Genomic DNA, 14,514 nt, shown 5'->3' with positions numbered 1-14,514 from the left:
GCGGGCAGGTCCGCGCGCAGGTCGGCGTGCGCGATCACCTCGCAGCACAGCGCGTACGCCTCGTCGTCGGTGCCCGCGATCATCGCCGCGTAATCGGCGGTCTCCACGCTGTGGTGCTCGCGGAAGTACGGCGTGAACCAGCGCTCGATGGTCGGCGAGACCAGCTCGTTGGTGCCGTGCTCGCGCGCCGCACGCGCGCGGTCCAGCTCGGTCTCCCGCCCGTCCAGCCAGGCCGACGTGCAGCACACCGTCAGCGTGTCGATCCGGTCCGGGGCGTGCGCGGCCAGCCACAACCCGATCATGCCGCCGAGCGAGGAACCCGCGAACGACGCGGACCGGATTTCCAGGTGGTCCAGCAGCACGAGCACGTCCTCGGCCAAGTCCTCCAGCAGGTAGGGGCCGGGCGGCGCCTGCGAAAAGCCGTGACCGCGCTGGTCGTAGCGCACCACGCGGTGGTGCTCGGTGAGGACGGGGAGTTGCGATCCCCACATCTCGCGGGTGCCTCCCAGCGCGTTCGACAGGACCAGCGCGGGACCGTCCGCCGGGCCTTCGACCTCGGCGTGCAGACCCAGTTCTTCCCAACTGCGCAAACCGGCTCCTTTCTCCGTCGTCGACGGCTTACCCGCGGCCGGGCCGGTCATGCCCGCGGGCACTATCCGAAACTGTTCAGTTCACTCGACCGATACCTGTGGAGGTGCGGGTCGCGCCGTTAGCGTGTCCGAACCGGACCGCGGCGTGGGGAGGCGCTATGCGCGAAACGGTGTATTGGCTGGTCGGACCGGGTGCGCGAGTGCGCCACGCGGTGGAGTTCGCACCCGGGACGTTCCCCGGCGGCCAGTTGCTGCCGACCGTCTGCAACCGCTGGATCAAGATCCCGTTCGCGGGCGGCGGACACGCCGAGTCGATCATCCAGCGTTGTCCGGAGTGCACGTCGGCGGTCCGGCCGCACCAACCGTGCGAAGTCACCTGGAACGCTTGAGTCAGCTCCCGATTCCCAGCAACTCCCGCATTTCGGCGTACTTGCGGGCCAGCCGCCCCGCGGTCGCCGCATCCAGTTCGGCGAGCCGCTGCGGGTCGGCGTTGTGCGCGAGATCCGATCGCTTGACCAGCAGTGCGCCGGGAGTCGCCAGGATCCGCCGGGCGTATTCGGCTTGATCCTCCCCATCGCGCCTGGTCAAGGCGAGCACGATGCTCCTGGTGCGCTCCGACAGGTCCGCGCGTGCGAGCCATTCCGGGCTGACCGCGCCGTCCTCGACCGCGTCGTGCAGCCAGGCGGCAGCGATCTGGCAGTCGTCGCCGCCGGCGGAGATGACCCCCGCCGCGACCGCCGCCAGGTGCTCCGCGTACGGCCGACCGGCCTTGTCCACTTGGCCGGCGTGCGCTTTCCGGGCCACCTCTTCGACTTCGACCAAACCCAGCACAACGCCACCTCCTACCCGCACCGCGACCATGACCTTCCCCACCCGTCCAAAGCTGAGGAAAGTCTCACCCCCGAAAACCCCACCAGAGCACCCCCACCGACCGCCGAAGGCCGGTCCCCCCGGGACCGCCGAAGGCTGGTCCCCCACCCAGACCGGGAACCGTCCCAATCGCAAGGAGCCCGCGAAACGCGCCCAGCCGCACCGCAGGGGGCTTGGGGGACTCGGTCCCCCAACCAATACGACGAGAAAAGACCCCCGGCGCAGCAGCCGAGGGCCTTTTCGAGTGGGCGAGGAGGGAGTTGAACCCTCACGTCCTTCCGGACACACGGACCTGAACCGTGCGCGTCTGCCATTCCGCCACTCGCCCGTGGCTCGGTCCGAAGCTTATCTTGCCCGCTCCGGCCGTTCGCACCGGGGGTCCGCTGCACCTGGGTGGTACCGGCCCGCCGTCGTGCTGGCGAGAAGAACATTAGCACCACGCGGCAAACGACTTTCGGCAGGGGGTCGACGAGTTGGGAACTGGGCGGTGTCCCGCCCCGTTGACCCAGATACGATGGTCGTCGGAGTCGTACGTGTGGAGGGGATTGTCGTGGGCCTCGTGCAGCGCTTCGAGCGCAGGCTCGAAGGCATGGTCGGCAATGGCTTCGCGCGTGTGTTCGGCGGGAAGGTCGTCCCGCAAGAGGTCGCGCAGGACTTGCAGCGGGAAGCCGACATGCAGTTGCGCGAGCTCGCGGGTGGCAGGCTGCTGGCGTGCAACCACTACGCCGTGCTGCTGAGCCCGTCGGATCACGAGCGGCTCGCCGGTGATGAGGACCGGGTTATCGACCTCCTCACCGACTGCGTTCAGGAGCACCTCACAGAGCAGGGGTGGGACACATATGGTGACGTCGTAGTCTCCCTGGAGCGCTCTGAGACGCTGCACACGGGACAGTTTCGTATCAAGTCGTCCGTCGACCCCGATGTAAAACGTCGGACGGCCACCCCTCGTACCGCAGGAGACCGACCCATGAGCCAGCCACCAGGCCACTATCCCCAGGGAGATCCGTACGGCCAGCAGGGTCAGTACGGCTACGACCAGGGCTACGGGCAGAACCAGTACGGCCAGGACCCCAACTACGGCTACGGCCAGCAGCCCGGCTACGGGCAGCAGCCGCCGGGCTACGAGCAGGCCCCCGGGTACGCCCAGCCGCCGCAGCCGGGTTACGACCCCTACGGCCAGCAGCCCGGCTACGGCCAGCAGCCCGGTTACGACCAGGGTTACGGGTACGGCCAGCCGCCGCAGCCCGGCTACGACCCCTACGGCCAGCCGCCGCAGCCGGGTTACGGCCAGCCGCCGCAGCCGGGCGGGGGCTACCCGCCGAGCACTCCTGGCGGTTTCCCGCAGCAGCCGGGCTACGACCAGGGCTACGGGCAGGGTTACGCGCAGCCGCCGCAGGGCTACGACCCCGGCTACGGCCAGCAGCCCGGTTATGACCAGGGCTTCGGCCAGCCGCCGCAGCCGGGCTACGACCAGGGCTTCGGCCAGCCGCAGCCCGGTTTCGACCAGGGCTTCGGCCAGCCCGGTGGCTACCCGCCGAACGCTCCGGGGTATCCGGACCAGCGCCAGCTGACCGCTACGCTGCAACTCGACGACGGATCGAACCGCTCGTACACGCTGCAGCACGGCTCCAACGTGATCGGCCGCGGCCAGGAGGGGCAGTTCCGGCTGCCCGACACCGGCGTCTCGCGCAAGCACATCGAGATCACCTGGGACGGCATGTCGGCGATGCTGGCGGACCTCGGTTCCACGAACGGCACCACGGTGAACGGCACGCCGGTGCAGACTTGGCAGCTGGCGGACGGGGACGTGGTCCGCGTCGGCCACTCGTCCCTGGTGTTCCGCAGCCAGGGCTGACCGGTTCCCGGTCGCCTGGCTCCGACGACGGAGTAGGAGCGTTCACAACAAGTGCCAGAGCTGGTTATTCAGCTGACCAGAGCAGGGTTCCTCGCCCTGCTCTGGTTGTTCGTGCTGGCCGCGCTTCGCGTGGTTCGTTCCGATCTGTACTCCGCCTCCGGCATGCGGGTGTCGATGCCGGGGGCGGGTAAGACGTCGAGCAAGCAGGCCCGCGGCAGGAGCAAGGCGCCACGGCAGATGGTCGTGACGCACGGCCCGCTGGCGGGCACGCGCATCTCGCTCGAAGGGCGGCCGATCATGATCGGCCGAGCCGACGACTCCACGTTGGTGCTGGACGACGACTACGCGTCGACCCGGCACGCGAGGTTGTCGCTGCGCGGCAACGACTGGTACGTGGAAGATCTAGGCTCTACTAACGGCACATACCTCGATCGGGCGAAGGTCACGGGAGCTTCCAAGGTCCCGCTCGGCGTTCCGATCAAAATCGGCAAGACGGTGATCGAGCTGCGCTCATGACCCTCGTCCTTCACTACGCAGCCCGCAGCGACCGCGGCCTGGTTCGTTCCAACAACCAGGACTCGGTCTATGCCGGCCCACGACTCCTCGCCCTCGCGGACGGCATGGGTGGCCATGCCGCCGGTGAGGTAGCCAGCAAGGTCGTCATCGCGGCGCTGGCGCCGCTGGACGACGACGAACCCGGCGACGACCTGCTCGGGCACCTGCGGCAGGCAGTGCTGTCCGGCAATGGTGCGATCTCCGAGCTGGTCTCGCACGATCCCGACCTGGACGGGATGGGGACCACGCTGACCGCGGTGCTGTTCGCGGGCAGCAAGCTGGGGCTGGTGCACATCGGCGACTCCCGCGCCTACCTGGTGCGCGACGGCGAGCTTTCCCAGATAACCCACGACGACACCTTCGTGCAGTCGCTGATCGACGAAGGCCGGATCACCGAAGAGGAGGCCGCCAACCACCCGCAGCGCTCGCTGCTGCTGAAGGCGTTGACCGGCCACGAGGTGGAGCCGAGCCTGGCGGTGCGCGAGGCCCGTGCGGGCGACCGCTACCTGCTGTGCTCGGACGGCCTCACCAGCCCGGTCAGCGAGGAGACGATGGCCGAGGCGCTGCGGATCGCCGACCCGCAGGCGTGCGCAGATCGGATGATCGAGCTCGCGCTGCGCGGCGGCGGCCCGGACAACGTCACGGTGATCGTCGCCGACGTGGTGGACGTCGAATTCGGCGAGGACGCCCCGATCGTCGGGGGCGCCGCGGGAGTCGGAGAGGAGGATCCGCAGCCGGACTCTTCGGCCGCCCGCGCCAGCGCGGCGACGCTGCCGAAGCAGCCGCAGCAGCGGTACGACACATCCCCCCCTCCTGACCAACGCACGCACCGGCGAGGCCGGCTGCGTGCGCTGCTCGTGACCTGCGGAGTGCTGGCGGTGCTGGTCATCGCGGCCTTGGTGGGGCGCTGGTGGGTGCTCAACCAGTACTACATCGGCGTCAACCAGGCCGACGACGTGGTGATCTTCCAGGGCTTGCAGGGAAGTGCGCTGGGCGTGTCGCTGCGCTGGCAGGTGGAGGACTCCTGCCCGCAGGGCTCGGCGGCCGACTGCAAGCCGATCGGCATCAACGACCTGCAGGAGGCGCGCCGGACCGACGTGCGCAGCGGGATCACTGATGTGAACGGGCTGGAAGCGGCTCGCGAGTCGATGCGGCGGCTGCGGATGAATTCGCTGCTGCCGCAGTGCGAGGAGCCGAAGCCGGAACCGCCGCAGCAGCCCACTCCCCCACCGGCGGACAACCCCGCGCCCGGGAGCACGCCTCCGGGCGCCCCGGCGACGTCCACCGCACCGGGCCAGCCGCCGTCACCGCCGAGCCCGCCGCCGTCGCCGACCGACACCCCGCTGGTCTCGGTGCAGCAGACTCCCGGTGTCACCTGCCGGACGGTGAGCTGATGGCACAGCCGGAAGCCGCCTCCGAGACCCACGGGTCGGCTCCGGCTCCGCGGGGCAACACCCGCCGGGGCACCGAGCTGACCATGCTCGTGTTCTCCGCGGCGATCGTCACGGTCGCGATCATGCTGGTGGAGATCAGCCAGGAGAACACGGTCACGCGCCAGCTGTTCTACTACGGCGCGGCGTACCTGGCCCTGTTCGGCGGCGCGCACCTCGCGGTGCGCAAGTGGGCGCCGTACGCGGATCCGCTGATCCTGCCGCTGGTGGCGCTGCTGAACGGGCTCGGGATCGTGATGATCCACCGGATCGACATCGCATCGGGCAGCAGCTACACGATCCGGCAGATCGTGTGGCTCACGTTGAGCCTGGTGCTGTTCCTGCTGGTGCTGATCTTCGTCAAGGATCACCGGCTGCTGGCGAAGTACAGCTTCACCTGCGGGTTCGTCGGTCTGGCGCTGCTGGCGCTGCCCGGCGTGCTGCCGAGCGCGATCTCCGAGGCCACCGGCGCGAAGCTGTGGATCAAGATCGGTCCGCTGGGCGTGCAGCCCAGCGAGTTCGCCAAGATCCTGCTGATGGTCTTCTTCGCGTCGTTCCTGGTGTCCAAGCGCGACCTGTTCACCACGGCCGGCCGCAAGTTCCTGAACGTGGAGCTGCCGCGACCGCGCGACCTGATGCCGATCCTGGTGGCCTGGGCGGCCGCGATCGGCATCGGTGTGCTGGAGAAGGACCTGGGCACGTCGCTGCTGTTCTTCGGCATCGTGCTGGTGATGATCTACATCGCCACCGAGCGCGCGATCTGGGTGGTGCTGGGCCTGTCGCTGTTCGCGGGGGGTGCCTTCCTCGCGTTCCAGCTGGTCGGCCGCGTGCAGGACCGGGTCAACGGCTGGCTGAATCCGCTCAGCGAGGACGACACCGTCTACCAGCTCCGGGAAGCGCTGTTCGGCCTCGGTTACGGCGGCATCGGCGGGACCGGCCTGGGCAACGGAAGCCCCGAGCGGGTGCCGTTCTCGTTCAGCGACTTCATCGTCACGTCGCTGGGTGAAGAGCTCGGGCTGGTCGGCCTGATGGCGATCTTCATGATGTACCTGATGCTGATGATGCGCGGTCTGCGCAGCGCATTGGCGGTGCGCGACTCTTTCGGCAAGCTGTTCGGCGGCGGGCTGTCGTTCGTGCTCGCCCTGCAGTTGTTCGTGGTGGCCGGTGGTGTCACCGGGTTGATCCCGCTGACCGGCCTTACTGCGCTGTTCCTGGCGTACGGCGGTTCCTCGCTGCTGGCGAACTACATCCTGATCGCGTTCCTGCTGCGCATCTCGGACGCGGCGCGCCGACCGCAGACTCCGGCCAAGCCGAAGCAGCAGCAGGCGCCGATCGCCGAAGCACATACCGAGCTGGTGGAGCGTCCGCGATGAACAAGCCGTTGCGCCGGGTGGCGATGGCCATGATGGCGATGGTGCTGCTGCTGATGGGCAACGTCACCTACGTGCAGGTGATCCAGGCCGGTGAGCTGCGGGACCACCCGCAGAACCGCCGGACGATCTACGACGAGTACTCCCACCAGCGCGGGCAGATCATCGCGGGCGGGCAGTCCGTGGCCAACTCGGTGGAGACCCCGGACGAGCTGAAGTACCTGCGCACCTACCCGAAGGGGCCGGCGTACGCGCCGGTGACCGGGTTCTACTCCGCCTCCCACGGTTCCAACGGCATCGAACGGGCCAAGGACAAGATCCTCAACGGCTCGGACGACAGCATGGCCTTGGGGCGGCTCTCGGACATGATCACCGGTCGCGACCCCGCGGGCGGGGACGTGGAGCTGACCATCGACTCGGCCATGCAGGAGACCGCCTACCAGCAGCTCACCAGCAAGGGCTACCAAGGCTCGGTGGTGGCGCTGAACCCGAAGAGCGGCGAAATCCTGAGCATGGCCAACGCGCCCTCCTACGACCCGAACCCGCTGGCTTCGCACAACCGCAACGTCGCCGCGAAGCACTGGAAGGCGCAGGAGAACGCCGAGGGCTCGCCGATGAGCAACCGCTCGGTCTCCGAGATCTACCCGCCCGGTTCGACCTTCAAGCTGATCACCACGGCGGCCGCGCTGGACAGCGGCTACCAGCCGAACAGCCCGGTCACCCGCGACTCGTCGATCACGCTGCCGAACACGAACACGCAGCTGCCGAACTACGGCGGCAACACCTGCAAGGGCGGGACGCTGACCGAGGCGCTGGCGCACTCGTGCAACACCGCGTTCGCCGAGGTCGCGGGCAAGGTCGGCGCGGACAAGCTGCGCGAAACCGCAGGCAAGTTCGGGTTCGGCAAGGACCTGCAGATCCCGATGGAGGTCGCCAAGTCCGACCTCGGCCCGATGTCCGATCCCGCCTCGCTGTACCAGAGCGGCATCGGCCAGCGCGACGTGCGCGTCACCCCGATGCAGAACGCGATGATGGCCGCCGCGATCGCCAACGACGGCAAGCTGATGAAGCCGCAGCTGGTCAAGAGCACCCGGGCGCCGGACATGGAGGTCATGGACCAGCTGCAGCCGGAGCAGATGAGCCAGGCCGTGTCCGCGAACGCCGCTCGGCAGATCAAGGACATGATGCTGCAGTCGGAGAAGTACACGAAGGGCTCCGGCAAGATCTCCGGCGTCGACATCGCCTCCAAGACCGGCACCGCCCAGCACGGCGACGAGGGCGACAAGCCGCACGGCTGGTACGTGGCGTTCGCGCCCGCTGAGGACCCGCAGATCGCGGTCGCGGTCATCGTCGAGAACGGTGGCGACGAGGGCGCCGAGGCGACCGGTGGTTCGATCGCCGCCCCGATCGGCCGCGAGGTGATCCGCGCGGGCTTGCAGGGAGGTGGCTGATCAGTGCTGACCTCCGGCCAGTTGCTCGCCGAGCGGTACCGCTTGGGCCTGCGGATCGCCGTGGGTGGAATGGGCGAGGTGTGGGAAGCCGTCGACGTCCGGTTGGACCGCACGGTCGCGATCAAGGTGCTCAAGCCGGAGTTGTGCGGGGATGCCGAGTTCCTGCACCGCTTCCGCACCGAAGCGCGCACCACCGCCTCCCTGAACCACCCGGGGATCGCCGCCGTGCACGACTACGGCGAAACCGCGGCGATCCCGGACGGGCCGGAGGACACCGCCTACCTGGTGATGGAACTGGTCGAGGGCGAGCCGCTGGCGGCGGTGCTGGCCCGCGAGGGCCGGATCGCCCCGGAGCACGTCGTGGACATGCTGGAACAGGCGGGCAACGCCTTGCAGGCCGCGCACGAGCGTGGCCTGGTGCACCGCGACGTGAAGCCCGGCAACATCCTGATCACCCCGACCGGCACGGTGAAGCTCACCGACTTCGGCATCGCGAAGGCGGCGGATGCCGCGCCGGTCACGCGTTCGGGAATGGTCATGGGAACTGCGCACGACATCGCCCCGGAGCAGGCGCTGGGCGGTGACGCGACCCCCTCCAGCGACGTGTATTCGCTGGCGGTGGTCGGCTACGAGTGCTTGAAGGGGTATCGCCCGTTCCTGTCGGACAACGCGGTCACGGTCGCGATGATGCACATCCGCGAGCTACCGCCGCCGTTGCCGCCGGACGTGCCGCCGGGGGTGCGGGCGTTGCTCGAAGCGACGCTGGTGAAGGACCCCCGGCGCCGCTACGGCGGGGGCGGCGAGTTCGCCGCCGCGGTGGCCGCGGTACGGGCCGGATTACCGCTACCGACGCCTGCGGCGCTGGGCATCCCGCCGCAGCAACCACCACCGAGGAACGTGGGGGCACCCTCCGGAGGCGTGCCCCCGCTGCATGTCGGGCAGCCCGCACTTCCCGGCGGACAGCTCGGCGGCACGTATCCCCCGGGGTCGGTGCAGCTGCCGGCGGCCGCCCAGCAGTCCGGGCCCCCGACTTCGGGAATCCCGGTGCAGGCTTCCGCGCAGCGCCGTTCCCGGGCCGCGCTGTGGGTGTTGCTCGCGCTGCTCGGCGTGATCGTCGTCGTGCTGATCGGCTGGCTGAGCTGGTTGCTGATGCCCGGCACGATGGCCGTCGCCGCCGGCTCGCCGCTGCTCGGTGCGATGGGGTGGCGGCGTCGAATCGAGGCCGTGCGCACCGGCGCAACTCCGAAGGCGGTACCGGGAACCGCGGCAGTCGGCTCTGCAACGATGGGGGCCACTCGCGTGGACCCGCGTCGGTGCGCCGACGAGCTGAGGCTCCTGGATTCTTCGGGATGGATCAGACAGACTGCGCTACGGCATTCCGGTCGTGACCGCGCGCGCCGTGCGGGCGCCGGGAGCCGGTCACCGGAGCCTTCGCGGCCGGCGTTCGGAATCGTTCCCGCCGTCGGACCGACCAGGACGGGAACAGCCGGAACGGGAACACACCACGCAGGTCGGCGCCACCATCCGGCGGCGATCGGCAGCGGACTGCGGGTCGGCATGATGGGACGATCATTGACAAGGATCGGGACGACGCATCGATGAGCTCACCGCGACTTCTCTCCAACCGCTACGAACTCGGGGACAACCTCGGGTACGGCGGTATGTCGGAGGTCCACCGCGGCCGGGACATCCGGCTGGGGCGCGACGTGGCGGTCAAGGTATTGCGCGCCGACCTGGCCCGCGATCCCACGTTCCAGCTGCGCTTCCGCCGGGAAGCGCAGAACGCCGCGGCGCTGAACCACCCGGCGATCGTCGCCGTCTACGACACCGGTGAGACGGAGTCGGAGAACGGGCCGCTGCCGTACATCGTCATGGAGTACGTGGACGGCCGGACGCTGCGCGACATCGTCAAGACCGAGGGCCCGCTGACGCCGCGCCGGGCCATGGAGGTCATGGCGGACGCTTCGGCTGCGCTGGACTTCAGCCACCGGCACGGCATCGTGCACCGCGACGTCAAACCGGCCAACATCATGATCACCCGCTCCGGCGCGGTGAAGGTGATGGACTTCGGCATCGCCCGCGCGCTCGCCGACGGGCAAGCGGCGGTGACGCAGACCGCCGCCGTGATCGGCACGGCGCAATACCTGTCCCCGGAGCAGGCGCGCGGCGAGTCGGTGGACGCCCGCTCCGACGTGTACGCATCGGGTTGCGTGCTGTTCGAGCTGCTGGCCTCGGAGCCGCCGTTCACCGGTGACTCGCCGGTGGCGGTGGCCTACCAGCACGTGCGGGAAGATCCGCGCAAACCTTCGGACGTCAACCAGACCGTGCCCGCTTCGCTGGACGCGGTGGTGCTCAAGGCGTTGAGCAAGAACCCGGCCAACCGCTACCAGTCGGCCGCCGAGATGCGCGCCGACCTGGTGCGGGTGTTGTCCGGGCAGCGCCCGAAGGCTCCGATGGTCATGTCGGAGGAGGAGCGCACCTCGATGATGGCTCCCCCGCCTGCCAACACCGAGGTGTTCACCCCGGGCAGGCACCGTTCCGGGGACCGTCCCACCGGCACGACCGCGGTCGTCGACGACGACCCGCCGCAGGGCAGGGGCCGCCGGAACTGGCTGATCGCGTTGGTGACGCTCGCCTGCGTGGCGGTGTTCGCGCTGGTCGCTTGGCTGGCGACCGGGATCTTCGGCGGGCCGGAGCAACCGAAGCAGGTCGCGGTGCCACCGGTGCAGGGCATGACGATGGCCGCAGCGCGCGAGCAGCTCAACTCGCAGGGATGGCACTTCGACACGTCCCCTTGCTTCTCGCCCGCGGACCAGGTCGGTCACGTCATGAAGCAGGACCCGCCGCCGGGCGCGATGGTGCTCAAGAGCCAGACGCGGATCAACCTCTGCGAGGGCGAGGGCCCCGAGATGGTCCAGGTGCCGGACATCTACGGCAAGGGCAAGAACGAGGCAGCCCAGCTGCTGGCCCAGGCCGGGCTGAGCATCGGCCTGGACGACAAGGAGACCCCGGTCGAGGACTCCAGCCTGGTCGGCCGGATCGTGGAGTGGGACAACAAGGGCAGTTCCGTGGCCAAGGGCACCACGATCAACGTGACGATCGGTGCCGAGATCCCGAAGACGCTGCTGCCCACCGTGGTCGGCCTGCCCTACGAGCAGGCGAAGGCGACGTTGGAGAGCGCGGGCTTCAAGGTCAAGCGCCAGGAGCGCGACTCCGAGCAGCCCGGCAACCAGGTGATCGACCAGAACCCGAGCGGCAGCACGCAGGTCAAGCGCAACGCCGAGGTCACCCTGGTCGTCTCGAACAGCGCCCAGTTGACCATGCCATCGTTGACCGGCAAGTCGAAGGAAGAGGCGGAAGCCGAGCTCAAGAAGCTCGGCTGGAACGGCTCGATCAACGAGCAGAAGACGCCGACCAACGACACGAGCATGGACGACAAGGTGCTCGGCAGTTCACCGTCGGCCGGTCAGAAGATCAGCAAGAACCAGTCGGTGACGTTGCAGATCGGCGAGTACGACCTCAGCCCGAGCGGCAGCAATCCGCCGACCACGGGTGGGCTGCTCCCGCCGTTCGACTGATCGGAAGTTTCGAGGCGCCGTCGCGCAGGGTCGCGGCGGCGCCTTTTTGCGTGCCTAGTGCGCTCGGCCGGGTCGCGTGCTGCGCGGCCGGCTATCCGGCGGTTTCACGTGGAACCGCCTTCGCCCCAGCGCAGGGACTCGCGAATGATCAAGCTCAGCGGTGCGCCGCGGCGGCGAGTGCGCGCATCTCGCCTTCCAGCTCGTCCACCAGCTCCGCCGGAACCGGGTGCCCCGCCGCGGCCATCCAGTTCGCCAGCATCCGGTGCCCGCCGTCGGTGAGCACCGACTCGGGGTGGAACTGCACGCCTTCGAGCGGCAGCTCGGGGTGCCGCATCCCCATCACGATGCCGTCGGCGGTGCGCGCGGTGACTTCGAACTCCGCGGGCACGGTCGTCGCGCGCACGATCAGCGAGTGATAACGGGTGGCGACGAATGGCTGCGGCAATCCGGCGAACACGCCCGCTGCGGAGTGTTCGATCATCGAGGTCTTGCCGTGCAGCAGCACCGGCGCCCGCTCGACCACGCCACCCCAAGCCGCGCCGATCGCCTGATGCCCGAGGCACACACCGAACAGCGGTCGCCGGTCGCGGGCGCAGCGCTGCACCAGCTCCACCGACCGGCCCGCGCGGTCCGGCGTGCCGGGGCCGGGGCTGAGCAGGATGCCGTCGGCGGCTTCGACGTCGGCATCGGTGACCGCGTCGTTGCGCCGCACCACGCACTCCGCGCCCAACTGGGCGAGGTACTGGACGAGGTTGTAGACGAAGCTGTCGTAGTTGTCGACGACTAGTACGCGCACGTGGCCACCATACCGGCGGCGTCCACGGATTTCGGCGGGCTCAGACCGTGGTCACATCGCTGAACGGGAGCTTCGGTTCCAGCCACGGGAACACGACGAACAGCAGCAGTGCGATGACCGCGAGCACCAGCAGGACCGCCTCCGCGATCTTGACCCCGAGCGGTCCCGGCAGCTGCCGCCAGACCCAGGCGTACATCAGGACTCCTCCAACTCGGGCGGGCGCAGTTCCGGCTGCGCCGGTTCCTTCGGGTACTGCTTGACCAGCACGCCGTGGACGATCAAGCGCTGCGCCGCGGAGAACCGCGGATGGCAGGTGGTCAGCGTGATCATCCGGGTTTGCTGGGAGCGCGGCAGCAGCTCACGCGGTTTCCCGGGGACCGGGTAGATCACCTCGCCCTGGTCCGGGCGCACGATGTCTCGGCCGGCCACTCCGGCATAGGGCCCGCCGATGGGCGCGACGCCTTCGCACCGCGAATCGTGCGCAGGGTTCCAGCCGGCGGCTTCGCCCTGCATCGGCAGCACGCGGTAGATGTACCAGTCGGTTGCGGTCTCGGTGACCACGGCATCGCACGAGCGCAGCTGGTCGAGGTCGCCGAACGGCGCACCGCGCCCGATCCGGTGCCCGGCCACGGCGAAATTGCCCTGCTCTCCGGGCAGCGCGGTGCCGGTGTAGTGCCCGGGGCCGTTCGCCAGCGTCCGGGTATCGGTCCCCTCCAGCACCGTGTAGCGGAAGTCGTGCCCCAGCGCGGGGATGTATAGCTCGGCGAACCCGTCGCCGTCCACCACGGCAGGCTGCTGCGCCGGCCCGTGCTGCCACCGCTCGCGGAGCCGCTTGCCCGCCTCGGCCTGGCGGTGAGCGCTGAACCAGTCCGTTACGTACACCTCGTAGAACACGAACAGCAGCAGCACCAGACCGAAGGTGATCAGCACCTCTCCGCATCCTCGGACGACCTTGCCGACCCGCTCGGGCCGCCGATCGGGCGGCGGGGACTCTGCGACCTCGGAGGTTGACACGGTCTCCTCTCGACACGACCTGATCAGCACCGGCGAAGGGGTGTTCGGTCGGATGCGCAATTGCGTTAACGTGTAGATGGACAACGAGCAGCGCCGTTCGCGGTTCCGCCCCGCCCGGTTCGCCGGGAATCGCGGTCGGGACCAGCACGGCCGATCGCGCGAGCGGCCATCGGGCGTTTCCGCGGCGCTGTCAGCAGACCCCGCGCAGGCGCGAGCGCCGCCGACCCGCACGACGAGGACAACATGCCTAAGTCGAAGGTCCGCAAGAAGGACTCGTACACCCCGGCGGCCGATCGGCGCACGCCGGTGCAGGCGAAGTCGGTCGGCCCGTCCCACCCGATCTACCTGGTCGTCATGTTCGGGATGATGTTGATCGGCTTGCTGTGGCTGGTCGTCAACTACCTCGCCGGTCCGCAGATCCCGTTCATGCGGGAGCTGGAGGCGTGGAACTTCGCGGTCGGCTTCGCCTTCATCATCGTCGGCTTGCTGATGACGATGAAGTGGCGCTGACCCGCACCGGAACCGCTCCGTCTCGCGCGGCGGCACTGCGCGAAGCTGCAGGCAGCGGCGTCGGCCGCAGGTGCGGCCGCGGAATCACACGCGTGTAAGTCATCCCCACTGTGGACAACCCTTGTGGATAACTCCCCCGGCGCCCGAGTGCGGCAGACTGCGGGGGTGCCTGTGAATTCGTCCCGCGAGTGGTCCACGCCGATCGGTCTCGTCGTTTGCGGCTGGTTGCTGACCGCGGCCGCCGCGTGGTGGTGCTGGCTGACCGAGAGCGCGACGGACCGGCTGTTCGTGGCCGTGCTCGCGCTCGTGCTGGCGACCGCCTCGGCTTACGTGAGCCTGGCGCGGCCGCGCCTGCGGGCCGACGAGTCCGGCATCACGCTGCGCGGGCTCGGCCGGACCCGGCACCACCCGTGGTCGCGGATCCAGGTCCACGTCCGCAGCAGGCAGCGGCTCGGGCGGTCGGCGCGAACCCTGGAGCTGGACGGGGACAACGGG

The 14,514-nt window shown here is 69.4% G+C and carries 15 protein-coding genes and 1 tRNA gene; 10 read left to right on the top strand and 6 right to left on the bottom strand.

Annotation, left to right across the window (positions count from 1 at the left end; genetic code table 11):
- On the bottom strand, positions 1–590 hold a 590-nt coding region (locus IJH84_RS07920), incomplete at its 3' end, for an alpha/beta fold hydrolase (RefSeq protein ID WP_295142134.1).
- Positions 591–748: 158 nt separating this feature from the next.
- Here IJH84_RS07920 and IJH84_RS07915 point away from each other — a divergent pair.
- Positions 749–979 carry a hypothetical protein gene (locus IJH84_RS07915; protein WP_200068057.1) on the top strand — a complete coding sequence of 77 codons (231 nt, stop codon included), beginning with the start codon at positions 749–751 and terminating at the stop codon, positions 977–979.
- A gap of 1 nt (position 980) precedes the next feature.
- On the opposite strand, the gene IJH84_RS07910 is transcribed toward IJH84_RS07915, so the two are convergent.
- Positions 981–1,463, bottom strand: coding sequence for an HD domain-containing protein (locus IJH84_RS07910; protein WP_295142131.1), 483 nt, complete (start codon positions 1,461–1,463; stop codon positions 981–983).
- A 242-nt stretch (positions 1,464–1,705) separates the two neighbouring features.
- Positions 1,706–1,788: transfer RNA gene (locus IJH84_RS07905), tRNA-Leu, on the bottom strand.
- 222 nt (positions 1,789–2,010) lie between these two features.
- Between IJH84_RS07905 and IJH84_RS07900 the strand changes: the two genes are divergently transcribed.
- The 7 genes from IJH84_RS07900 to pknB are packed head-to-tail and all read left to right on the top strand — an operon-like array spanning position 2,011 to position 11,699.
- A complete protein-coding gene (locus IJH84_RS07900) occupies positions 2,011–3,315 on the top strand; it encodes an FhaA domain-containing protein (RefSeq protein ID WP_295142127.1) in 1,305 nt (434 codons plus the stop codon).
- A gap of 51 nt (positions 3,316–3,366) precedes the next feature.
- Positions 3,367–3,831, top strand: coding sequence for an FHA domain-containing protein (locus tag IJH84_RS07895; protein WP_200068055.1), 465 nt, complete (start codon positions 3,367–3,369; stop codon positions 3,829–3,831).
- Positions 3,828–5,264 (top strand): PP2C family serine/threonine-protein phosphatase, encoded by a 1,437-nt coding sequence (locus tag IJH84_RS07890; RefSeq protein ID WP_200068054.1) that lies wholly within the window; start codon positions 3,828–3,830, stop codon positions 5,262–5,264. The genes IJH84_RS07895 and IJH84_RS07890 overlap by 4 nt, the downstream gene beginning before the upstream one ends.
- The gene (locus IJH84_RS07885; protein ID WP_295142120.1) at positions 5,264–6,673 is read left to right on the top strand and encodes an FtsW/RodA/SpoVE family cell cycle protein; all 1,410 of its coding nucleotides are present in this window, start codon (positions 5,264–5,266) and stop codon (positions 6,671–6,673) included. The genes IJH84_RS07890 and IJH84_RS07885 overlap by 1 nt, the downstream gene beginning before the upstream one ends.
- Positions 6,670–8,121: a penicillin-binding protein 2 gene (locus tag IJH84_RS07880; protein WP_200068052.1), complete on the top strand. Its 1,452-nt coding sequence runs from the start codon at positions 6,670–6,672 to the stop codon at positions 8,119–8,121. The genes IJH84_RS07885 and IJH84_RS07880 overlap by 4 nt, the downstream gene beginning before the upstream one ends.
- A gap of 3 nt (positions 8,122–8,124) precedes the next feature.
- Positions 8,125–9,723 carry a serine/threonine-protein kinase gene (locus tag IJH84_RS07875; protein WP_295142113.1) on the top strand — a complete coding sequence of 533 codons (1,599 nt, stop codon included), beginning with the start codon at positions 8,125–8,127 and terminating at the stop codon, positions 9,721–9,723.
- On the top strand, positions 9,720–11,699 hold the full coding sequence (gene pknB, locus IJH84_RS07870; RefSeq protein ID WP_295142110.1) for a Stk1 family PASTA domain-containing Ser/Thr kinase: 1,980 nt from the start codon (positions 9,720–9,722) through the stop codon (positions 11,697–11,699). The genes IJH84_RS07875 and pknB overlap by 4 nt, the downstream gene beginning before the upstream one ends.
- Before the next feature lie 154 nt (positions 11,700–11,853).
- Here pknB and IJH84_RS07865 read toward each other — a convergent pair whose 3' ends face one another.
- From IJH84_RS07865 to IJH84_RS07855, 3 genes are read right to left on the bottom strand one after another with little or no spacing between them, the layout of a single operon-like run.
- On the bottom strand, positions 11,854–12,495 hold the full coding sequence (locus tag IJH84_RS07865; RefSeq protein ID WP_295142107.1) for an aminodeoxychorismate/anthranilate synthase component II: 642 nt from the start codon (positions 12,493–12,495) through the stop codon (positions 11,854–11,856).
- A gap of 40 nt (positions 12,496–12,535) precedes the next feature.
- Entirely contained in the window at positions 12,536–12,691 is a 156-nt protein-coding gene (locus IJH84_RS07860; protein WP_295142104.1) for a hypothetical protein, read from the bottom strand.
- Entirely contained in the window at positions 12,691–13,509 is an 819-nt protein-coding gene (locus IJH84_RS07855; protein WP_295142101.1) for a class E sortase, read from the bottom strand. The genes IJH84_RS07860 and IJH84_RS07855 overlap by 1 nt, the downstream gene beginning before the upstream one ends.
- Before the next feature lie 243 nt (positions 13,510–13,752).
- Here IJH84_RS07855 and crgA point away from each other — a divergent pair, with 243 nt between their 5' ends.
- Both crgA and IJH84_RS07845 read left to right on the top strand, forming a co-directional pair.
- A complete protein-coding gene (crgA, locus tag IJH84_RS07850; protein ID WP_200068047.1) occupies positions 13,753–14,019 on the top strand; it encodes a cell division protein CrgA in 267 nt (88 codons plus the stop codon).
- Between the two features lie 165 nt (positions 14,020–14,184).
- A partial coding sequence (locus IJH84_RS07845) for a PH domain-containing protein (RefSeq protein WP_295142097.1) occupies positions 14,185–14,514 on the top strand: 330 nt, incomplete at its 3' end.

The sequence above is a fragment of the Saccharopolyspora sp. genome, assembly GCF_017434145.1.
In the GTDB taxonomy this organism is placed as follows: domain Bacteria; phylum Actinomycetota; class Actinomycetes; order Mycobacteriales; family Pseudonocardiaceae; genus Saccharopolyspora_C; species Saccharopolyspora_C galaxeae.
The sequence above is the reverse complement of the archived record's forward strand: the minus strand, read 5'-3'. Positions and strand labels throughout refer to the sequence as shown.